Genomic DNA, 21780 nt, shown 5'->3' with positions numbered 1-21780 from the left:
ATTTTGTTATCCTCTGCTTGTTTCAAGATCTTTTTAAAATTATCTTTACATTTAAAAAGTCTGCAAATTTACAATTAATAAGTTATATGATAAAACATGTTACTAGTCAAATAATAAACTATCTCTCAATTAGTTGCGTTGTTTTATTCATTTTTTCATGTGAAAGCGATACAAATACAGCCAAAGACCATCTTGTTTTTCGCTATAATGAGCATAAAAATATAGGATCTCTAGATCCTGCTTTCTCTAAAGACATTGCCGATATTTGGGCTACCAACCAACTATTTAATGGTCTGGTACAAATGGATAACAACTTAAAAGTAATACCATGTATTGCAAAAAACTGGACAATCTCTGAAGATGCAAAAACATATAACTTCAGCCTTAGAAATGATGTCTATTTCCACAAACACGAACTATTTGGCAAAGACTCCACCAGAACCGTTGTTGCTACAGATGTCGCTTATAGCTTAAACAGATTATTAGATAAACAAATTGCATCTCCCGGAAGTTGGATTTTAAATAAAGTAGACCAATTTAATGTGATTAACGATACTACGTTTCAAATTAAATTAAAACAACCATTTCCCGCGTTTTTAGGGTTACTAACCATGAAATACTGCTCGGTTGTGCCTAAGGAAATTGTAGATTTCTATAATTCAGATTTTAGAGCACACCCTATTGGAACAGGGCCCTTTAAATTTAAACGCTGGGAGGAAAATGTAAAGTTGGTTTTTAGAAAAAATGATAATTATTTTGAAAAAGACCTTAACGGAAATAATTTACCTTACCTAGAAGCTGTTGCAATCACCTTTTTACCTGATAAGCAAAGCGAATTTATGCAATTTGCACAAGGAAACATTGATTTTGTTTCTGGTTTAGATGCATCATATAAAGATGAAGTTTTAACAGCCGATGGTAGATTAAGAGATTCTTACCAAAAAACATCGCGTTTAATTCGTGGCCCATATTTAAATACCGAATATTTAGGATTTAACTTAGATTCTGAAACCTCGGAAACACAATCAAAATTATTAAGACAAGCTATTAATTACGGCTTCGATCGAAAAAAAATGATGATTTACCTGCGTAACGGTGTTGGAATTCCTGCAAATGGCGGCTTTATACCTAAAGGTTTACCAGGTTACAATGCGACTACGGGTTTTAACTATAAGCCGGAAAAAGCTAAACAATTAGTTGAACAATATAAAAACGAAACTGGTAAACAAAAGCCAGAAATTACAATTACAACCATTGGGAACTATTTAAGTTTTTGTGAATATATACAACGTGAACTACAAAAAACAGGACTTATAGTAAACATCGATGTTATACCTGCGGCTACTTTAAAAGATGCTAAAGCCAACAATAAATTAGATTTATTTAGAGCGAGTTGGGTTGCCGATTATCCTGATGCTGAAAATTATTTATCTTTATTTTATAGTAAAAACTTTTCGCCAAATGGACCAAATTACACGCACTTTAAAAATCCACAATTTGACTCTTGGTATGAAAAAGCTTTTACAGAAACTAACCCAGGGAGCAGAGAACAACTTTACTCTAAAATGGATTCATTAGTTATGCAAGAAGCTCCAATTATTCCTTTGTTTTATGATGAAGTGGTTCGATTTACAAGGAAAAACGTTCAGCATTTAGGCATAAACCCTATCAACTTATTAGAATTAAAACAGGTGAAAAAATTAAAAGAAAATATTTAGTCTATTTCAACTGGTTTAATTAAAACTTCTTCTAAAACACCAAGAATAAAAAGATATTGTCCCAACTCATATAAAACAAGAAGCGTTGGACCATCAAAGGCAAAACTATTTCCGTAGAGTTTTACAACCAACATACTTTCTGATATCACAAAAAATAACAAGCCTAAAAACACCAAAACATAACTCTTGTAGCAAACAAATTCCTTTCGAACAAAAGCGAATGCTAATAAAACTATAGAAATAAAAAAATAAATAACGATTATTATAAGTTGATCACCTAACTTTTCGTAAACCTCATTAACAAGCACGAACATATACAAACTAAAAAACAACAAGAAAAAGAATATTCTCTTAAAGCTAAAATCATGATTTTTCGCTAACCTCAAGGCATAGAAAAACTTGCCAGCAACAAAAAAAACAAAAGAGAGTAAAAAAAATATTTGATTATTATTCATAAGTGTACCAAAACATCCACCAATAGTAAAAAGAACTAACCCAATAATTACGGCGTTAGATTTTAATTTTGGTACCTTATCATTCTTGTTTACCAAATAGTAAACTAACAACAAGCCTGTTACTAAACTCTTAGATATATGTCGATTAAAGGATGTATCGAGATTTTGTTTAATTAAATTATCCAGCACCACTGCAACCAAAAACACTACAGAAAACAAGTAAATATTTTTAAAAAAAATATTCATATAATATATTAGTTGTCTTATTTTTTTCAAGATAGGCAATTCCCTACTTATTTCATTTTAAAAACATAGATATCATCGTCTCCTTTTCCGCCTAAGCGTTTCGACGATAAAAAACCAGAAGTATTATTTGCATTCATTATTAAAGACAAATCGTCCTTAACACTATTTAATGGTTTTTCTAGTTTCTCTGCTTTTTCAAAAGTACTATCTCCATTCATTTTACATTTATACAAATCGTAACCACCAAAGCCATTAGGCCTGTTGGACGAAAAATACAATGTATTATCACTAGCTATAAACGGAAACATTTCTTTTCCGTAAGAATTTACTTTGGATCCTAAATTCTCAGGTTCACTATACGTATTTCCCTCTAAAATATCGACCTTAAAAATATCCGAACCTCCTTTTGTTGTAGCTTTACCTCCTTTGATATTTGCAGTGAAAAACAAAGTTTTACCATCGGGACTTAACGCTGGGTGCGCATAAGAGAACCTAGGCTTACAGAATGGTAATACTTTAAAATTAGTAAAACCAACACCTGCCTTAAACTCCCCTACTTTTAAATGAAAGTTAGTTTCCTTAAACCTAACATCTGGTTTATTTCTATTGGTGTAAACTGTAGTAATATAAATAAGCCTACCGTCTTGAGATAATGTTGCACTAGTAATTTGAGGCACACCTGCTTTGGGATCGATTTGAACGGTAGACAAGTTTTCGATTGTCTCTGAATTTTTAATCTCTCCCTGAAATATTGTTAGTTTTGGCTGACCCTGAACGCGCTTTACTCTTCCTTTTTTATCAAGTTGAAAAGATGTTACTATAACCGCATCGGCAACTCGCATTAATCCAAAATGAGGATTTTCATTGTTCAAACTTAAATTCTCAACAACATAATTTTCATTTTGAGCTAAAACTATTCCGTTACAAAACAAAAAAATACAGACTACAAATTTCATCATAAAAAACTGATATTTAAACAAATATACAAATACCTGTGTAATTCAAAAGTTTACAAAAAAACTTCATCTGTTTATTTTAAAACATAAATCTATTCTCTTCTAAACTTTTTTGTTTCCTCAAAAACATGAGTTAAAATAGCCTCTTCTTGCTCGGTAAATTCAATACCGCGCCTACTCATAACAATTTTAGTTACCTCAAAAGCTTTCTTTGTTAAGTAAGTAGTAAAGCCACTGCTACCGCCCCAAGAAAAACTTGGTACAAAATTACGAGGAAACCCTGTTCCAAAAATGTTTGCACTTACGCCAACTACGGTTCCTGTATTAAACATGGTGTTTATTCCACATTTACTATGGTCACCCATCATTAAACCGCAGAATTGTAAGCCTGTTTTAGCAAAACCTTCAGTTTGGTAATCCCATAAACGCACTTCAGCATAGTTGTTTTTAAGGTTAGAATTATTGGTGTCGGCACCTAAATTACACCACTCACCTAATACAGAGTTCCCTAAAAAGCCTTCATGTCCTTTATTAGAATACCCAAAAATAACCGAATTATTAACCTCGCCACCTACTTTACTAAAAGGACCTACTGTTGTTGGACCATAAATTTTGGCTCCCATTTTTATGGTAGAAGATTCGCATAAAGCAAAAGGCCCACGAATAAGCGCACCTTCCATTATTTCTGCATCTTTAGCAATATATATTGGTCCGTTTGTAGCGTTTAACGAAACGTACTCTAACTTTACTCCTTGTTCTATAAAAATGTTTTCTGGAGCTATAATATTATTGGTTTCCGAGATGGTTTCAGTCTTTCTATCTTCTGTAATTAATTCAAAATCGGCCTTAATTGCATCGCCGTTTTTAGAAAAAATATCCCACGTATTTTCAATTTTTAATACGTCACCATCAAATTCAATGGCTTTGTAATCGTCAAAATCAATATCTTCTTGTCCTTCTACTGCAAAAAAAGCAATAACATCGTCACCTTGAAAAATAGCTTGATTTTCTTCTAACTCCTTAATTTTTGCAACTAATGCCACATTTGGCAAATACGATGCGTTAATCATAACGTTAACTTCCATCTCCACCATCGGATATTTATCAGCTAAATAATCTTCAGTTATCGTAGTTGTTGTACAACTTAAATGGTTTTCCCATTTTTCACGAATAGTTAATATGCCTACTCTAATATCTGCAACAGGCCTTGTATAAGTAAAAGGCAGTAGATTGTTCCTTGAAGGACCGTCAAAAAGTATATAATTCATTTTAAGTGTAAAATTAAAAGTTCATCAATATAAACTTCAATTATGAATTCAAATGTAATTTAAATATAGAAAACAAAAAAGCCTTCCATATTAAATATGAAGGCTTTATATATTAAATGTAGACTAAATTTATTTTTTAAACTTAGCGTATTTATTTTTGAACTTGTCAATACGACCAGCTGTATCTACTAATTTAGATTTACCAGTGTAAAAAGGATGAGACGTTCTAGAAATCTCCATTTTTATTAATGGATATTCAACACCGTCAACCTCAAGAGTTTCGTTTGTATTTGCTGTAGATTTTGTTAAAAACACATCTTCGTTAGACATATCTTTAAACGCTACTAATCTATAATTTTCTGGGTGTATACCTTTTCTCATCGCTAAATGCTTTTTATTCTTTTCAATTTTGGAAGTGCAAATTTAAGTAAATTTTATAAATTCACAATATTTTTTGCATTTTATTTTTCTCTGGTACAAATGTAACGTTTTAGTATCTTTGAACACTAACAATTCAACTAAAATAATTTAATCAAAATATCATGGAAAAAACTTTAAAATCTATTGCTACTAATTTCGGATTGTATTTAGGAGCATTTCTAGCTCTAATCACTATAATTCCTTACGCCGTAAATATTGAATTATTAATAAATACTTGGTTAGGCGCCTTCATTTTAATTACTATTATTGTTTTCGGAATTGTTTCGGTAGCCAAAGTTAAACAAGCTCAAAACAGTTACGCTACTTTTAAAGAAGCTTTTACTGCATATTTTATTACTGTTGCGCTAGGTTTACTAATTAGTGTTTTAGTCTCTTATATATTATTCAACTTTATCGATCTAGAAGCAGCAACAGTTTTAAAAGAGATTACTATTGAAAAAACAGTACAAATGATGGAAGGTTTTAATTCACCAAGTGATATTATCGACCAAACCGTTGAAAACATGGAAGCTCAAAACAATTATTCTTTAGCCAACATCGCTAAAAGTTTAGCCGGCTACTTAGTTATGTTTAGCATTATTGGTTTAATAGTTGCAGCAGCAATGAAAAAAAAGAACCCTGACGCAGAATAATTTCAGTATTTTTGAACTTTATTATCTGAAAAAAATTACATGGATATATCAGTAGTTATACCACTACTTAACGAACAAGACTCTTTAACCGAATTGCACGATTGGATTGCTGGCGTTATGCAAAAGCATCAATTTTCGTACGAGATTATTTTCATTGATGACGGAAGTAAAGATGAGTCATGGAATATCATCACCTTACTTTCAACGCAAAATAATAGCGTAAAAGGCATTCGGTTTTTACGGAATTTTGGTAAATCTCAGGCTTTACATGCTGGTTTCGAAAAAGCGAAAGGCGATGTAATTATCACCATGGATGCCGATTTACAAGATAACCCAGACGAAATCCCAGATCTTTATAAAATGATTATAAAGGATGGTTTCGATTTGGTTTCGGGCTGGAAAAAGAAACGCTACGACTCTGTAATAGCTAAAAACATTCCATCAAAACTATTTAATTGGGCTGCCAGAAAAACATCGGGAGTAAAACTGAACGATTTTAATTGTGGCTTAAAAGCTTATAAAAAAGAAGTTGTAAAAAACATTGATGTTAATGGCGAAATGCACCGTTACATTCCGGTGCTTTCAAAAAACGCAGGCTTCTCTAATATTGGTGAAAAAGTAGTACAGCACCAAGCCAGAAAATATGGTGAAACGAAATTTGGTATGGATCGTTTTATTCATGGTTTTCTAGATTTAATTACCATTTGGTTTTTATCTCGTTTCGGAAAACGCCCTATGCATCTCTTTGGAGCATTAGGTTTTATAATGTTTGCCATTGGTTTTGCGTTTGCATTTTACCTTGGTGTCGATAAATTGTTTTTAGACCGCGCAGGCAGATTAATTACGCAACGCCCTCAATTTTACATTGCACTTTCTACCATGGTTATTGGTACTCAGTTTTTTGTAGCTGGTTTTTTAGGCGAAATTATCTTGAGAAACAGACCCGATAAAAAACGATATTTAATTAAAGATGAATTAAATTTAAACCAAAATCATTAAGAAATAGTTAAAAACGCCTTTTAAGGGCATCAAAATTGCCTGTTTTTAAAAATTATTCTTTAACAATTGTTTACTTTTGTTTTCATTTGTTACACAACTAATTATACATATATGATACACATTGAACCAAAAATTTTAGACAGAATAAACGCCTGGTTAACACCAGCTTTTGATGAAGAAACGCAAAAAACTATTAAAGATAGTATTGCAAACAATCCAAAAGATATACAAGAAAGCTTTTATAAAGATTTAGAATTTGGTACAGGTGGCATGCGTGGTATTATGGGTGTTGGTACAAACCGTATTAACAAATATACTTTAGGTAAAAGCACACAAGGTTTAAGCGATTATTTACATAAATCTTTTCCAGATGAAACACCTAAAGCTGTAATTGCTTACGATTGTAGACACAACAGTAAATCTTTAGCAAAATTAGTGGCCGATGTATTTTCTGCAAATGGTATTCAAGTTTATTTATTTGAAGATTTACGTGCTACACCAGAATTATCTTTCGCAGTAAAACATTTAAACTGCCACTGCGGTATTGTATTAACAGCATCTCACAATCCACCAGAATATAATGGCTACAAAGTATACTGGCAAGATGGTGGACAATTAGTACCTCCGCATGATGGTGGTGTTATTGGCTTAATTAACGATTTAGATTATGCTGATATTAAGTTTGAGGCAAACAACGATTTAATTCAATATATAGGTAAAGATGTTGATGATGTTTTTATCAACGCATCGGTTCAAAACGGTTCGGTTGGTGCAACTCAAGCCGCTAAAGACGATTTAACTATTGTATTTACATCATTACACGGCACATCAATTACCGCAGTTCCAGAAACATTAAAACGTGCTGGATACAAAAATGTACATATTGTAAAAGAACAAGAAGTGCCAGATGGTGATTTTCCAACAGTAAAATCTCCAAACCCAGAAGAACCTGCTGCTTTAAAAATGGCTTTAGAATTAGCCGATAAAGTAAATGCAGATATCGTTATTGGTACAGATCCAGATTGTGATCGTTTGGGCGTAGCCGTTAGAAATGCTGATGGTGAATTACAATTACTAAACGGAAACCAGACCATGTTAATGATGACGGATTTCTTACTAAAACAATGGAAAGAAGAAGACAGAATTAAAGGTAAAGAATTTATTGCATCTACAATTGTATCTACACCTATGCTAACAAAACTAGCTACATCTTACGGTGTAGAAAGTAAAATTGTTTTAACCGGTTTTAAATGGATAGCTAAATTAATTCACGATTTTCCAGAATTAGATTTTATTGGTGGTGGTGAAGAGAGTTTTGGTTTTATGGTTGGCGATTTTGTTCGCGATAAAGATGCCGTAACCTCTACCCTATTAGCTTGTGAAATTGCAGCTATCACAAAATCTAACGGAAGTTCTTTCTTTAATGAATTACTTCAATTATATACAGAACATGGTTTTTACAAAGAGAAATTAATCTCGTTAACTAAGAAAGGTATTGAAGGTGCTGAAGAAATCAAACAAATGATGACGGATGCTCGTAACAACACACTTAAAGTTGTTAATGGTTCTAAAGTTGTAAAATTTGAAGATTACGATTTATCAATTTCAAAAAACATGATTACTGGTGAAGAATCTACAATAGATGTTCCAAAATCTAACGTACTAATTTACTATACTGAAGATGGAAGTCAAGTAGCATTAAGACCAAGTGGAACTGAACCAAAAATTAAGTTCTACGTAAGTGTAAACACAGAGCTAAATGCTGTTGAAGATTTCAAAACAACCGAAGCTTCATTAGACGCTAAAGCTGAAGACATCTTAAAAAGCATGAACCTTATTTAAGGATCAGAACAATTTAAATAAAACAAGCATCAATTTAGATGAATCATTTTTATAACATACTTCGGTATGCCAAACCATATAAAAATTTCGCCATAGGACACATTATATCTAATGTGTTTTATGCGTTATTTGGGGCACTTTCTTTCATAGCATTAATACCAATGCTAGATATTTTATTTGAAAAAAAAGACCCCACTGCAACCATTGTAGAACCGGTATATAAAGGCATATCTAGTCTTAAAGATTTTTATAAAGACTATTTAGCTTACCAAGTAAGCCTACACACAGATAATGATCCGCAAAAAGCATTACTTATTGTAGTTAGCTTAATTATAATCTTATTTCTTTTAAAAAATATCTTTGGCTATTTAGCCAATTACTTCATGGTATTTTTAAGAAACGGTGTGGTTAGAGATATCAGAAATACTGTCTATAAAAAAACTGTAGAGCTACCTCTTTCTTATTTTTCTGAACAAAAAAAAGGAGATATCATGACACGTGTAACTGGCGATGTAGCAACTTTACAATACTCTATGCTACCAGCACTAGAGCTTATTGTTCGCGAACCACTTACAATTATTTTTACTATTGTTATGATGCTTCTAATAAGTGTGCCTTTAACCGTTTTTGTGTTTATTTTTATTCCGCTTTCTGGCTTGGTTATTTCCAGAATAGGAAAAAGCTTAAAACGAAAATCGGATCGTGTTCAAAAAGAGCAAGGTATTACACTATCAACTTTGGAAGAAACATTAACAGGTCTTCGTATCATTAAAGGTTTTAATTCTGAAGATAGATTTTATGAAAAATTCTCTGATTCAACAGGTAAATTCTATAATTTTTCTAACAAATTACTTAACCGACAAAACTTAGCATCACCAGCTAGCGAATTCTTGGGTATATTAGTTATTTCTATACTTTTATGGTACGGAGGACAACTAGTTCTAGTTGACAAAACACTAGACGGAAGTTCTTTTATCGCATATATGGGATTAGCATATAACATTTTAGTTCCGGCAAAAGCAATTTCCAGAGGACTTTATAACATTAAACAAGGTAACGCTGCTGCGGAAAGAATACAGGAAATCGTAGAAGCTCCTAACCCTTTAAAAGATAAAGAAGGCGCTATCGACAAAACGAGTTTCGATTCTGAAATTGAATTCAAAAACATTTCCTTTAAATATCAAGATGATTATGTTTTAAAAGATTTTTCATTAACCATTCCTAAAGGAAAAACCGTTGCTTTAGTAGGCCAATCTGGTAGTGGTAAATCTACAATTGCCAACTTAATCACTCGTTTTTACGATGTAAACAAAGGAGAGATCTTAATAGACGGCATCAACATTAGTGATTTAAAAACAAGTGCTTTACGTGCGCAGTTAGGTATTGTAACACAAGATGCTATTCTATTTAACGAAAGCATAAAAAACAACCTAAAACTAGGTAAACAAAACGCTACCGACGACGAGGTTATTGAAGCCTTAAAAATTGCAAATGCCTGGGAATTTGTAAAAGATTTACCAAAAGGCATTGAAACCAATATTGGTGATGCAGGAAACAAGCTTTCTGGCGGACAAAAGCAACGTTTAAGTATTGCTCGCGCCGTACTTAAAAGCCCTCCAATTATGGTGCTAGACGAAGCTACTTCTGCCCTAGATACAGAGAGCGAACGCCTAGTACAAATTGCTCTAGAAAACATGATGAAAAATAGAACCTCTATAGTTATTGCACATAGACTTTCAACCATTCAAAATGCAGATCAAATTGTTGTTTTAAACAAAGGCGAAATTGTAGAGCAAGGTAAACACCAAGAACTTATTGATAAAAATGGGGTTTATAAAAAACTTGTAGATATGCAAAGTTTCGAATAAACTTCAAAAACATGTTGTAAAATATAAAAAGGATAGAGACTTGGGGGTTTCTATCCTTTTTTTGTAGGTTAATGCTAGATTTGGGGCATCTAACAACTTAAGCAGGTTTCTGATGCAAATTTAAGGTAAATAATCTTACAAACAAAAAATTATCTGCATTTAATCTAAACTATATGTCTTTAAACGATAAAAAAGATTAAAACCCTTGAAAAACCAGCATTTTTTATTTTCCAAAAAAAATATCATAACAGATTAAACCTTTTGTATATTTATAAGTCTAAGAAATAAAGAAGTTTTAGTGACGGACGAAGTACAGCTCATTGAGCAATTAAAATCGGATACCCATAAAGAAGCAGCCTTTAGAGAGTTAATAACCCTATATAAAGAGCGCTTGTATTGGCATATTCGAAATATTGTAAAATCGCATGATGATACTGATGATGTCTTGCAAAACACATTTATTAAAATCTATAAAAACATAGGTAATTTTAAAGGTGATAGTAAACTTTTTTCCTGGATGTACCGTATAGCTACAAACGAGTCTATTACGTTTATAAACAAAAATGCTAAACGTTTACAGACAAGTAACCAGGAAGTACAAGATTTAGCTATTAATAATTTAACTTCCGATGTTTATTTTGAAGGCGATGCTATTCAATTAAAATTACAACAAGCTATTGCAACGCTTCCGGAAAAGCAACAATTGGTTTTTAACATGAAATATTTTGAAGACATTAAATATAAAGATATGTCTGAAATTTTAGAAACAAGTGAAGGTGCTTTAAAAGCATCGTATCATTTGGCAGTCAAAAAAATTGAAGCCTTTTTAACTCAAGATTAAACCTTTTAGAAAAATACAAGTCTTAATAATAAGATGAAAACAAATAAAATACATAACGTAACTAATTCAGGCTTAAAAGCTCCCAAAGATTATTTCGATAATCTTGAAGATCGCTTAATGACTGAAATTAAGCTAAATGAAACCGTGAGTGATTCTGGCTTCAAAGCTCCCGATAGTTATTTCGACACCCTAGAAAGCAGTATTTTAAGTAAAGTTTCAGAAAAAGAAACGACCAAAGTGATTCCTTTGTTCAGCAAAAAGAATCTACTTTATTTCTCAAGTATTGCTGCCGCAGTTCTATTATTATTCAATCTTTCAATTTTTGAAAAAGAAACAAGCTGGGACAGTCTAGACACCGAAACTGTAGAGAACTATATTTTAGATGAAAACGTAGGCTCTTATGAAATTGCCTCTATATTATTAGTAGACGATATATCTGAAGATGATTTTGACTCTTTAGAATTTGCAGACGAAGCTATGGAAGGCTATTTTCTAGAAAACACTTCTATGGAAGATTTAATTATAAAATAACAAAACATGAAAACATATATTTCAACCTTATTCGTACTCTTATTTACCATAAGTGTATTTGCTCAACATAAAGATCGAGAGCGCATACAAGCTTTAAAAGTATCTTTTATTACGGAAAAACTAGACTTAACAGCTAAAGAAGCGCAAGCATTTTGGCCTATTTACAATGCCTACGATGAAAAATCGAGAAAATGTAAATATGAAGATATGCGTGGTATTCGTAAAGAAATAAAAGAGAATGCCGCTACGCTTACTGATGCTAAAGCTGAAGAATTATTAAATAAATTTGTACAGGCCGAAAACACATTGCACCAAGAGCGCGTTAACCTTATTGTTAACTTGAAGAAAATTATTTCTCCAAAAAAGATAATTTTACTAAAAGCTACAGAAGATGATTTTAACCGCAAATTATTTGACGAATACAAGAAGCGTAAACGCGAAGGAAAGACGGAATAATATTAAAGATTACACATTAACAATAAAGTCTTTTTCCGAGACTTTATCATAAACATCACGGCTAAAAACATACAATTTAGATGGTTTTTTAGCCGTTCCTTTTTTAGTTTCATTTAAAGGAACAATATATATTTTCTTCAATACTTTCTTTCTAAAGTTTCGGTTATCGAGTTCTATTTCTAAAACCGACTCGAAAGCAAATTGCAATTCATTTAAAGTGAATTTATTAGGCATTAAATCGAATATTATAGGCTCTACCATAATTTTCTGTTTTAAATCCTCGTGCGCATCTTTAATAATTTTACTGTGATCGAAGCCCAACTCCGGCAACGCATCGATAGAGAACCACTTAAACTCATCTTCATCAACAATAATGCTTTCTATAGGTTGTGCAAAATAATAAGCAATCGTCATAGATTGGGTTTTTACACCATGGCTACGCACCCAAAGTAAATCTTTATCAGATTTTAAACGGGTTGGATTTCCGTAGGTTCTAAATTGGGTTCTGTTAAATTCATTATACCCCGTAATACCTTCAAAAATTACATTGGCAGATTCCTCTAAGGTTTTACTAATAAAAACACGTCCACCGGTAATCATCCAATCGTCAATAACTGGGTAATTTGCATCAAACATATTCAAGGTTCGTTTTCGTAATAAAACGTTTAAACCCGAATCATTTAATCCAAAAATCACACAATCTACCGATACATTATCTCGCTTCCTAAAATCCATTTTTCAACTTAAAAATTCATCTATAAAAAAATTAATAAAACATTTTTATATTCTCTAATATACAATGAAACCGCAAATTTTCAATGCAAATCAATATTTTTTTATGTAAATTTAAAAAGAATTTAAACACCCACACAATACAAAAATAAAATGCCCAATTCTTTATATTTAAACATGGAAAATATAGAAGCGATAAAAGAAAACGCTTCTACCCCTCTGTTTGATCGCGACCAAGTTAAAACAAGTATTGCACATATTGGCGTGAGCAATTTCCATCGCTCTCACCAAGCGTATTACATGCACAATTTAATTGAAAAGCATCATGAATTAAGTTACGGTATTTGTGGTATAGATTTATTAGATTCCGATAGAAAAACTTTTAATGTTTTAAAAGATCAAGACGGGCTTTACACCCTAATAACTAAAGACGCCACTAGCGTACATAAACCTAAAATAATTGGTTCTATTGTAGAATATTTTTTTGGACCAGAAAACCCTATGGCGGTTATTGAACGCTTGGCAAACCCTGATATTAAAATTATTTCCTTAACTATTGCAGAAGATGGTTATCACTTAAATGAAATTACCGGTGAATTCAATCAAAAACATCCTGCTGTAGCCGAAGAAGTTGTAAATCCATTTAACCCAAAAACTGTTTTTGGTTACTTAACGCAAGCTTTTAAACTTAGAAAACTTCGTGGATTATCTGGCTGTACCATTTTATCTTGCGACAACATTAAGAATAATGGCGACACCATGAAACTGTCGTTTTTAAATTACGTAAGTAAGAATGAACCCGACTTATTACCTTGGCTAAAAAGCAACACAACCTTCCCTAACACAATGGTTGATAGAATTACACCTGTTACCCAGCACAAAGATGTAGATGCCTTAAAAAAAGATTATTTAATAGAAGACCAATGGCCTGTAGTTTGCGAATCTTTTACAGAATGGATTATAGAAGACAACTTCTATAAACAAAAGCCAAATTGGGAACAAGTAGGTGTTCAATTTGTAAAAAATATTGCACCATACCAAAACATGAAATTGCAGCTTTTAAATGCCGGCCATAGTATTTTAGGTGTTCTAGGTACACTGCATGGTTACAAAACCGTACAAGAAGCTGCCAATGACGACGATTTTATTTTATTCCTTGAAACTTTTATGGACCTTGAAGTAACACCAACTTTGGTTGATGCCAAAAACAAAACTATAGAAGAATATAAAACGACACTAATTTCAAGGTTTAAAAACCCAAACATAAATGATAGTCTGTCTAGGATTTGTAGTGAAAGTTCGGCTAAAATTCCAATTTTCATTTTATCAACACTAAATATTCAGCTTTCAGAAGAAACAAAACATTTTAACCACATAGCTTTTGTAATTGCAGCTTGGTGTAAATACAATGATGGTATTGACGACCAAGGCAACCCTTATAATATAAACGATTCTATAAGTAATACCTTAATTAGGATGGCCGCACTATCGCAGCAAAACCCTATTAAGTTTTTAGAAATAAAATCGATTTTTAAAGACTTAAGTACACACACCGTTTTCACGGAAAAGTATTTTAAATATTTAAGCTATCTAAGAACACACAACATTAAAGAAAGCATTATAAACTTCAATGCTAATTTAATTTAACACTATAAAACGAGAAAAGCTTTATGACCAAATTCATAAAGCTTCTCAAGCACTATTAACAAAAAACAAATTCTTAACCGCTAATCATTCGTTCTATATCTGTTTGCTTAATTTCTGGATTTGCACCTTCGCTACTTGCTACAATGGCACCAACGGCACAAGCAAAGTTTAAAGCATCTTGCGGTGCTGTTTTATTTAATAATTGTGTAATAATTGAAGCTAAAAACGAGTCGCCAGCACCAACTGTATCTACAACCGTTACCTTATAACCATCGTTATAGTAAAAGGTATTATCTAAATATAAAATAGCGCCTTTACCGCCTTTAGTAACACAAATAGTTTTTGCCTGAGTTTCTTTAGCCATAAACTCAATAGCATCTTCTAAAACATTAGACTTTAAACCCAAATCGCTTGCTATTTCTAAAATTTCATCGTCGTTAAACTTTACAAAATCAGCCTGACTCATTAAATACTTAAGCACCTCGGCAGTATAATATGGCTGTCTTAAATTAACATCAAATATTTTATATTTTGCCAATTTTAAAAGTGCATAAAGCGTTTCTCTAGAAACATCATCTCTAGCAATTAAACTTCCAAACACAAAGGCATCACCATTAGAAACTATTGCTTTCACCTGGTCGTTAAGTTCTATTTTATCCCAAGCTCGAGGAAACATAATATCGTAAGAAGCAGAACCTGTTTCATCTAATATTACTTTTACTTTTCCTGTTTTGTGAGTTGAATCTACCTGAACACCATCAACATTTACGCCTTTTGATTTAATGAATTTAACGATCTCCTCGCCATTTTCATCTTCACCAATACGACTAATCATAGAGACATTATTTCCAAAAGATTGCAACCTAACGGCAACATTTAATGGAGCGCCTCCAATTTTTTTCATGGTTGGAAAAACATCCCACAAGACTTCTCCAAAACTTGTGATATTTGCCATTTTATATAAAATTTACACGATTAATATTCATTTCTAAAACACATTTTTCAATACCGTGTTTCACGATATCTTTATAAGCACTAGTATAAGCTTCTGTAAAAGGTTTAGAATCTTTTAATTTCCCGAAAATAGATTCAATTTCTAAAAACGTAGTTGGACAATTCTTAGACTCCTTTGCCTTTTCATTTAAAACAGATGCCATAACATCTTTAACGTTTAAAGCCTTTCCATTCTCATCATTACCTAAACTATAAATAGCCCATGCTGCAGTTACTAGAGCCGCATGCTCAATATGGCCATCTAATTTTAACTGCGCGTTTATAGTTGGCAAAATAAATATTGGGAATTTAGCCGAAGTTTCTGAACAAATTCTATCAATTTGATCCTTAATATAAACATTACCGAAACGTTGTAGTAAAGATACTTCGTAACTTTCTAAATCTACACCTTTAAGGTCACTTAAAATTGATGCAACTTCTCTACCCATATAAGCTCTTAAAAATGCATTTATCCCAGGATTATTAGCCGCTTCATCTATAGTATCATACCCAATTAAAGCACCTAAAATCCCCAACACAGAATGCCCAGCATTTAATAACTGAAGTTTCATTTTCTCGTAAGGCTCTACATTTGGTACAAATTGAGCGCCTACATTTTCCCAGGTTGGTCTTCCTGCAGAAAAATAATCTTCTATAACCCATTGTTTAAAAGGTTCGCAAACAACTGGCCAAGCATCATCAATACCAGAAGTTTCTTTTAAACTTGAAATATCCGAAGGACTTGTTGCTGGCGTAATTCTATCTACCATAGCATTCGGGAAAGATACATGCTCTTCTACCCAAGAAACCAATGCAGGTTCAGCAACGCCTACATAACTTAAAAGCATCTTTTTAGTCATGTGCCCATTACCTTGTATATTATCACACGATTGAATAGTACAACCTTTTAAACCACGTTCTTTTCTTAATTTAAGCGCCTGCGTTAGGTAACCAAAAATAGTTTTTGGAGCTTCAGCATTAGCTATATCATGTTGCACTAAAGGGTTTTCAAAATTGAATTCACCTGTTGCTTCATTATAGTTATAGCCACCTTCTGTAATTGTTAAACTAATAATTTTTACATCTGGGCTAGCCATTTTTTCAATCACTTTTTTAGGGTCTTCTGGTGCATACAATACCTCAACAATAGAACCAATTACACGCTTTGTAAGTGTACCATCTAGTTCTTTTACAACTAGAGTATACAAGCCGTCTTGCTCCTTTAAAGTATTATATATTTTAGCATCAAAATCTAACAATGCTACACCACAAATACCCCAATCTGCATTCGATTCATCATGTAATAATTGATCGGTATAAAACGCCTCATGCGACCTATGAAACCCACCAATGCCAACATGTACAATTCCAGTTTTAACGTTATTCCTGTTATATTTAGGAATAGAAACCTCGCCCTCAAACCTTGATAGGTTCTGGTTATTTAATTTATAACTTGTCATATTTTCTAAGTATTATATGATATTATTTGCTATCGAAACGTTGAAGTAATACAGCAAAAATGATGATAGCTCCTTTTACAACTTGCTGCGGATAAGACGGTACATTTAAAAGGTTTAGAATATTTCCTATTAAACCTAAAATTAGCACACCCATTAAGGTATTTATCGCGGTACCTTTTCCGCCATTTAAACTTGCACCACCAATTACAACGGCAGCAATAGCATCTAACTCCCAAGCCATACCCATGTTAGGCGAACCTAAGTTGGTTCTTGAAGCTACAATTACAGCAGCAGTTGCTGCTAAAGCTCCAGAGATAGCATAGACTAAAAACTTGTATTTATTAACTTTTATACCAGATAAACGAGATGCTTCTTCATTACTTCCTATGGCAATTATTAATCGTCCAAACACGTTGTAACGCAACATAACCATTGCTAAAATCACAATTAAAAAGAATACAATGGCAATATTTGGAATACCTAATGTAGAATTATTTGCAAAGTTAGACATAAACTCTCCTCCTGGAGTTTTGAAAGTAATTGGAGATCCTTTAGAATAGATAAACCCTAATCCTCTAGCAATCGTCATTAAAGCTAAAGTGGCGACAAAGGGCGCCATTTTTTGAAATGCGACCAAATATCCGGCAATACTTCCTAAGGCAAAACCAATAACAATAGTTAGTACAATTGCCAATGGTAGCACCACAATATTAACTAGAATTGCAAAGGTAACCGCCAGTAAAGCGACCATAGACCCCACAGATAAATCGATTCCTCCGGTTAAAATAACAAGCAACATACCGATACTAATAATACCTATACCCGAAACTTGTTTTAATAAATTTGAAAGATTTGTTGATGTAAAAAATACATCAGAAATTAATGCTGAAAAAACAACCAGCAATATGAAAATGAAAATTGTATTATGTTTTACGAGAAACTTAAGTATACCGCCAGGGCTACTAAGTTGTTGTTTTATTGTTAATGCCATGATTTTTGTTTTTTGTTATAGTTTTGTTAGACTACTTGTTTAAGTTTTTCGCCAATAGAGTAGCGTAAAATGTTTTCTTCGGAAAATTCTTCTTTGGTTAATTCTCCGTAGAATGTACCTTCGTGCATCACTAAAATACGATCTGCTATTCCCATAATTTCAGGCATATCAGAAGAGATTACTACAACTCCAACGCCTTTTTTAGCAACTTCATTAATAAGGTTATAAATTTCAATTTTCGCCCCAACATCAACGCCACGTGTAGGCTCGTCAATAAAAATAACTTTACTGTCTATACTTAACCATTTTGCTAAAGCTACCTTTTGTTGGTTTCCACCACTTAGGTTTTTAACATCGACCTCTGAACTTGGAGTTTTTATATTTAATTTTTCAATTAAACCTAACACATTTTTATACTCATCGTCCACATTAATAAAGCCTAGCTTTCCTGAAATACCTGCAAAATTGGTTACACTAATATTTCGTCTAATGGACAATGGCAAAAACACACCGTCTTCTTTTCTATCTTCTGAAACAAAACCAATTTGGTGTCCAACAGCACATACTGGTGAATTTGTTTTTATTTCTTTTCCGTTTAAAATTAAAGTTCCCGATTTTTTCTTGTGAGCTCCAAAAATAAGTTTTGCGGTTTCCGTTCTTCCGCTTCCTCCTAAACCTGCAATTCCAAGCACTTCACCAGGACGTACCGAAAATGACACATCGTGAACTAAAGTATCTTTTGCTGTTAAGTTTTTAACTTCAAATACAGGAACGTCTCCTATTTTCACATCACGTGTTGGGTATAAATCTTTCAACTCTCTACCAATCATTAAACGAATTACGCCATCGGTATTTGTATCTTTAACAGCCATACTTCCTGTATCTACACCATCTCTAAGTACGGTAACAGAATCTGCTATTTTAAAAATCTCATCTAAATGATGCGAAATGTAAATAATAGAAATCCCCTTGTCTCTAAGCTTAAAAAGGTTATCGAATAATTTTTTAGTATCCGTTGGATCGAAAACTGTAGTCGGTTCATCTAGCACCAAAACTTTAGTATCTTCAGAAAGTGCTTTGGCAATTTCAACCACTTGCTTTTGTACAATACTTAAGTTTCTTACGGTTGCAGATGCATCAATATCAAACCCTAAGGAATCTATTAATTCTTGAGCATCTTTAGTAATTTGTTTCCAGTTCATCCAAAATTTACTTGCACCAAGTTTGTGCAGATAAATATTTTCGGCTACCGATAAATCGTTCACTAAAGATAATTCTTGATACACAACACTAATACCTAAAACCTGCCCGTCGTGAGTGTTTTTCGGACTAATTTCTTCACCATCTAAAATTACTTTTCCAGAATCTTTTTGATGCACACCACTAAGGATTTTAACCAAAGTAGATTTACCCGCACCATTTTCGCCAAGTAAAGCGTGGATCTCCCCAGGCTTTACTTTTAAGTTTACATTTTCTAGCACTGAAACAACACCAAAACTTTTTGATATTCCGGTCATTTCAAGACGGTATTCATTATCTGAATTATGCATATCAATAAATTTTAAAAGATTAAAATAATGCTTTTGGATCGTAGTACTTAGCAGCGTTTTCTTTAGTAATTAATAATGGCGCTGTGAATGATGTTTTTTGGAAATCTCTTTTTCCGTTGATGTACTCAATAGCATATTGAACAGCATTTTTACCAATTTGCACTGGGCTATTCATTGCTGTACAACCATAAAAATCGGTATCCATAATATACTTAATAGCTTCTTTTTGTCCGTCTGCACCAGCAACAATTAAAATATCGTCTGTTTTACCAGCTTGAGCAATTGCTTTAATAGCTCCTAATACACAAACATCAGATTCTGTAATTACTACATTAATATCTGGGTGCGCTACTAAAATATCTTCCATCGCTTTTAAACCACCAGCGTAAGACCACTCTGTATAAGCTTGCGTTTTTACATTTAAATCTATTTTACCTTGCGTTCTTAATTGCTCTTCTGTAATACCTTGCAATAAACCTTGCTTGCGAGTTCTTCCAACAGGGTTACCAGCGTTACCACTTAATAAAGCAATATTCATTGTTTTGTTTCCCATTTTTTTAACTAACCACTCACCCGCTAATTCTCCGTTTGCTAAATTGTTAGATTGTATAGTTGTAACATAATCAGCAGAAGGATTTATAGAACTATCAATAATAAATACAGGAATACCTGCAGCTTTTGCTGCTCTTGTAACACCTACTAAAGCATCAGGATCTTTTGGGTTTAACAATAAAGCGTCAACACCTTTAGTAATTAAATCTTCAACAGCTGCAACTTGTTTGTTAATATCATCTTGACCATCTGCAGATAGAAACACCATACCGTTTTTTTCTGTATTAGCTTTTATACTTTGCAATAGCGCTTGATAATAAGGTGCATTTAAAGATGGTGTACAATACCCTATTTTCATTCCTGTTAAATCTACATTACTTGCTACAGTAACACCTGTATCTTCTGCAGAATTTACAGTGGCACTTGTAGAACCTGTTTGCTCTACACAACTAGATAAATTAAATATTAATGCAAGCACCATTAATGGCTTTAAACATTGCTTTAGAACCGAAGTTTTGTTTTTTGTTTTCATAATGAACGTTTTAAAGAATTATTTTGTTTAGTTATTGGTTATTAAAATATTGTAAAATCTACTTGAAGTACCGTTTTCTCTTTTTCTGGATTCCACATAGCGGTTACTCCAATTGGTAAATTATAAGTACCTAATTTAACATTTTTATTGAAGGTTGCCCCTACGTTTATTAAATTACCAGCACCTTCGGTATAAAAAGTTTTATCTGTTACAAAAGACCATGCGCCTCCTGCGAAAAGTGATAAGCTAGAATCTCCCTTTTCCCAAACCTTACTACTCACCTCAAAGTAATGCGTCCAAGAGTCTTCTAAAGAACCATCAGTTTGCACTTCATAGTCTCCAGAACCACCACCAAGAATGGTAGCAAAGTATAATAACGTGTTTGGAGTAACATTGTAACCAAAGTTAAGATCTACAAAGTTGTACCCTTGTGTTTTATCATAACTCCAGTAATGCAATACATCACCACGCTCTTCTACACCTGTGTAGTTATTGTGAGTAACCGCTTCGATAAAGAACTTATCAGAAAAACGATATTTAGTATAAATAGAAAATTCTTGATAGTGAGCACCAACATTTTCACCTGTAATTTTATTAGTAACATCTACTGTTGTTAAACTCGCACCGCCCCAAACACCAAAAGTGAATTTAGCATCTCTTGAATTAAACTCTAAATTAGTAGCAAGCATAGCACCTGGATGCACAACAAACCCATGCCATAAGTGCATGTTTTTTAAATGAGCTCCAGCTGTAAAAGCTTTATAATCATCGTTTACTAAATCGTCTTGTCCCTGTACAGAGTTAAAACCTAAAAAAAGCACAGCTAGTAAAATAGCCTTAATAGAAGATAAATTAGAATGGTTACTAATTCTTTGAAGTGGTAGTTTCATAATTTCAGTATTTAGTTTAGTTTTTTTAATAACGTACTTTGGACGTTTATTTTTTCAAATATATATAATTATATTTAATATTTCCAAATAAAAAATAAAACAATACACTACAAAACAGATGATTACAGTGCAATTTTCATGTTAAAAAAAACCAAAACCCTTTACTAATAAGAGGTTTAA

20 protein-coding genes are annotated in these 21780 nt (G+C 32.6%); 9 read left to right on the top strand and 11 right to left on the bottom strand.

What is annotated here, in order from left to right; genetic code table 11:
* Positions 1-86: 86 nt before the first annotated feature.
* Positions 87-1718, top strand: a complete 1632-nt coding sequence (locus V6246_RS12365) for an ABC transporter substrate-binding protein (protein ID WP_341560790.1) — start codon at positions 87-89, stop codon at positions 1716-1718.
* On the opposite strand, the gene V6246_RS12360 is transcribed toward V6246_RS12365, so the two are convergent.
* The 4 genes from V6246_RS12360 to V6246_RS12345 form a co-directional block, all read right to left on the bottom strand.
* Positions 1715-2419 (bottom strand): lysoplasmalogenase family protein, encoded by a 705-nt coding sequence (locus V6246_RS12360; protein ID WP_074937852.1) that lies wholly within the window; start codon positions 2417-2419, stop codon positions 1715-1717. The two genes, V6246_RS12365 and V6246_RS12360, sit on opposite strands and share 4 nt — an antisense overlap.
* A gap of 47 nt (positions 2420-2466) precedes the next feature.
* Positions 2467-3378 carry a TolB family protein gene (locus tag V6246_RS12355; RefSeq protein WP_341560789.1) on the bottom strand — a complete coding sequence of 304 codons (912 nt, stop codon included), beginning with the start codon at positions 3376-3378 and terminating at the stop codon, positions 2467-2469.
* Positions 3379-3467: 89 nt separating this feature from the next.
* Positions 3468-4643, bottom strand: coding sequence for a GlmU family protein (locus V6246_RS12350; RefSeq protein WP_341560788.1), 1176 nt, complete (start codon positions 4641-4643; stop codon positions 3468-3470).
* Positions 4644-4772: 129 nt separating this feature from the next.
* Positions 4773-5024, bottom strand: a complete 252-nt coding sequence (locus tag V6246_RS12345) for a type B 50S ribosomal protein L31 (protein WP_159019589.1) — start codon at positions 5022-5024, stop codon at positions 4773-4775.
* A gap of 161 nt (positions 5025-5185) precedes the next feature.
* On the opposite strand from V6246_RS12345, the gene V6246_RS12340 reads away from it, so the two are divergent.
* From V6246_RS12340 to V6246_RS12310, 7 genes are all read left to right on the top strand, one after another.
* Positions 5186-5716, top strand: coding sequence for a DUF4199 domain-containing protein (locus V6246_RS12340; RefSeq protein WP_341560787.1), 531 nt, complete (start codon positions 5186-5188; stop codon positions 5714-5716).
* Between the two features lie 39 nt (positions 5717-5755).
* A complete protein-coding gene (locus V6246_RS12335) occupies positions 5756-6715 on the top strand; it encodes a glycosyltransferase family 2 protein (RefSeq protein ID WP_341560786.1) in 960 nt (319 codons plus the stop codon).
* A gap of 111 nt (positions 6716-6826) precedes the next feature.
* Positions 6827-8557, top strand: a complete 1731-nt coding sequence (locus V6246_RS12330) for a phospho-sugar mutase (RefSeq protein WP_341560785.1) — start codon at positions 6827-6829, stop codon at positions 8555-8557.
* A 38-nt stretch (positions 8558-8595) separates the two neighbouring features.
* Positions 8596-10425, top strand: a complete 1830-nt coding sequence (locus tag V6246_RS12325) for an ABC transporter ATP-binding protein (protein WP_341560784.1) — start codon at positions 8596-8598, stop codon at positions 10423-10425.
* A gap of 298 nt (positions 10426-10723) precedes the next feature.
* On the top strand, positions 10724-11266 hold the full coding sequence (locus V6246_RS12320; protein WP_341560783.1) for an RNA polymerase sigma factor: 543 nt from the start codon (positions 10724-10726) through the stop codon (positions 11264-11266).
* A 33-nt stretch (positions 11267-11299) separates the two neighbouring features.
* Positions 11300-11797, top strand: coding sequence for a hypothetical protein (locus tag V6246_RS12315; protein WP_341560782.1), 498 nt, complete (start codon positions 11300-11302; stop codon positions 11795-11797).
* Between the two features lie 6 nt (positions 11798-11803).
* Entirely contained in the window at positions 11804-12253 is a 450-nt protein-coding gene (locus V6246_RS12310; RefSeq protein WP_341560781.1) for a Spy/CpxP family protein refolding chaperone, read from the top strand.
* Between the two features lie 9 nt (positions 12254-12262).
* Here the strand turns inward: V6246_RS12310 and V6246_RS12305 are convergent, their stop codons facing one another.
* Positions 12263-12988, bottom strand: a complete 726-nt coding sequence (locus V6246_RS12305) for an NUDIX hydrolase (RefSeq protein WP_341560780.1) — start codon at positions 12986-12988, stop codon at positions 12263-12265.
* A 174-nt stretch (positions 12989-13162) separates the two neighbouring features.
* On the opposite strand from V6246_RS12305, the gene V6246_RS12300 reads away from it, so the two are divergent.
* Complete coding sequence (locus V6246_RS12300; protein WP_341560779.1) at positions 13163-14632, top strand: mannitol dehydrogenase family protein; 1470 nt, start codon at positions 13163-13165, stop codon at positions 14630-14632.
* Positions 14633-14705: 73 nt separating this feature from the next.
* Here V6246_RS12300 and V6246_RS12295 read toward each other — a convergent pair whose 3' ends face one another.
* Genes V6246_RS12295 through V6246_RS12270 form a run of 6 tightly spaced genes read right to left on the bottom strand, consistent with a single transcriptional unit; the run spans position 14706 to position 21600 of the window.
* Positions 14706-15587 (bottom strand): carbohydrate kinase family protein, encoded by an 882-nt coding sequence (locus V6246_RS12295; RefSeq protein WP_341560778.1) that lies wholly within the window; start codon positions 15585-15587, stop codon positions 14706-14708.
* A gap of 1 nt (position 15588) precedes the next feature.
* Positions 15589-17085: a mannitol dehydrogenase family protein gene (locus V6246_RS12290; RefSeq protein WP_341560777.1), complete on the bottom strand. Its 1497-nt coding sequence runs from the start codon at positions 17083-17085 to the stop codon at positions 15589-15591.
* 22 nt (positions 17086-17107) lie between these two features.
* Positions 17108-18076: an ABC transporter permease gene (locus V6246_RS12285; protein WP_074937873.1), complete on the bottom strand. Its 969-nt coding sequence runs from the start codon at positions 18074-18076 to the stop codon at positions 17108-17110.
* A 26-nt stretch (positions 18077-18102) separates the two neighbouring features.
* Positions 18103-19626 carry a sugar ABC transporter ATP-binding protein gene (locus V6246_RS12280; RefSeq protein ID WP_042505835.1) on the bottom strand — a complete coding sequence of 508 codons (1524 nt, stop codon included), beginning with the start codon at positions 19624-19626 and terminating at the stop codon, positions 18103-18105.
* A 19-nt stretch (positions 19627-19645) separates the two neighbouring features.
* A complete protein-coding gene (locus V6246_RS12275) occupies positions 19646-20710 on the bottom strand; it encodes a substrate-binding domain-containing protein (protein WP_042495808.1) in 1065 nt (354 codons plus the stop codon).
* A gap of 41 nt (positions 20711-20751) precedes the next feature.
* Entirely contained in the window at positions 20752-21600 is an 849-nt protein-coding gene (locus tag V6246_RS12270) for a hypothetical protein (RefSeq protein WP_341560776.1), read from the bottom strand.
* Between the last annotated feature and the right edge of the window lie 180 nt (positions 21601-21780).

The sequence above is a fragment of the Algibacter sp. TI.3.09 genome (genome assembly GCF_038154905.1).
GTDB lineage: Bacteria > Bacteroidota > Bacteroidia > Flavobacteriales > Flavobacteriaceae > Algibacter.
This window is presented reverse-complemented; position numbering and strand designations above follow the sequence as displayed.

Excerpts from the sequence above, each read along its gene's own strand:
- V6246_RS12360 (WP_074937852.1), bottom strand. The coding sequence starts at position 2,419 with ATGAATATTTTTTTTAAAAATATTTACTTGTTTTCTGTAGTGTTTTTG.
- V6246_RS12325 (WP_341560784.1), top strand. The coding sequence starts at position 8,596 with ATGAATCATTTTTATAACATACTTCGGTATGCCAAACCATATAAAAAT.
- V6246_RS12330 (WP_341560785.1), top strand. The coding sequence starts at position 6,827 with ATGATACACATTGAACCAAAAATTTTAGACAGAATAAACGCCTGGTTA.
- V6246_RS12335 (WP_341560786.1), top strand. The coding sequence starts at position 5,756 with ATGGATATATCAGTAGTTATACCACTACTTAACGAACAAGACTCTTTA.
- V6246_RS12305 (WP_341560780.1), bottom strand. The coding sequence starts at position 12,988 with ATGGATTTTAGGAAGCGAGATAATGTATCGGTAGATTGTGTGATTTTT.
- V6246_RS12270 (WP_341560776.1), bottom strand. The coding sequence starts at position 21,600 with ATGAAACTACCACTTCAAAGAATTAGTAACCATTCTAATTTATCTTCT.
- V6246_RS12300 (WP_341560779.1), top strand. The coding sequence starts at position 13,163 with ATGGAAAATATAGAAGCGATAAAAGAAAACGCTTCTACCCCTCTGTTT.
- V6246_RS12315 (WP_341560782.1), top strand. The coding sequence starts at position 11,300 with ATGAAAACAAATAAAATACATAACGTAACTAATTCAGGCTTAAAAGCT.
- V6246_RS12285 (WP_074937873.1), bottom strand. The coding sequence starts at position 18,076 with ATGGCATTAACAATAAAACAACAACTTAGTAGCCCTGGCGGTATACTT.
- V6246_RS12350 (WP_341560788.1), bottom strand. The coding sequence starts at position 4,643 with ATGAATTATATACTTTTTGACGGTCCTTCAAGGAACAATCTACTGCCT.
- V6246_RS12365 (WP_341560790.1), top strand. The coding sequence starts at position 87 with ATGATAAAACATGTTACTAGTCAAATAATAAACTATCTCTCAATTAGT.
- V6246_RS12295 (WP_341560778.1), bottom strand. The coding sequence starts at position 15,587 with ATGGCAAATATCACAAGTTTTGGAGAAGTCTTGTGGGATGTTTTTCCA.
- V6246_RS12310 (WP_341560781.1), top strand. The coding sequence starts at position 11,804 with ATGAAAACATATATTTCAACCTTATTCGTACTCTTATTTACCATAAGT.
- V6246_RS12275 (WP_042495808.1), bottom strand. The coding sequence starts at position 20,710 with ATGAAAACAAAAAACAAAACTTCGGTTCTAAAGCAATGTTTAAAGCCA.
- V6246_RS12355 (WP_341560789.1), bottom strand. The coding sequence starts at position 3,378 with ATGATGAAATTTGTAGTCTGTATTTTTTTGTTTTGTAACGGAATAGTT.
- V6246_RS12345 (WP_159019589.1), bottom strand. The coding sequence starts at position 5,024 with ATGAGAAAAGGTATACACCCAGAAAATTATAGATTAGTAGCGTTTAAA.
- V6246_RS12290 (WP_341560777.1), bottom strand. The coding sequence starts at position 17,085 with ATGACAAGTTATAAATTAAATAACCAGAACCTATCAAGGTTTGAGGGC.
- V6246_RS12340 (WP_341560787.1), top strand. The coding sequence starts at position 5,186 with ATGGAAAAAACTTTAAAATCTATTGCTACTAATTTCGGATTGTATTTA.
- V6246_RS12280 (WP_042505835.1), bottom strand. The coding sequence starts at position 19,626 with ATGCATAATTCAGATAATGAATACCGTCTTGAAATGACCGGAATATCA.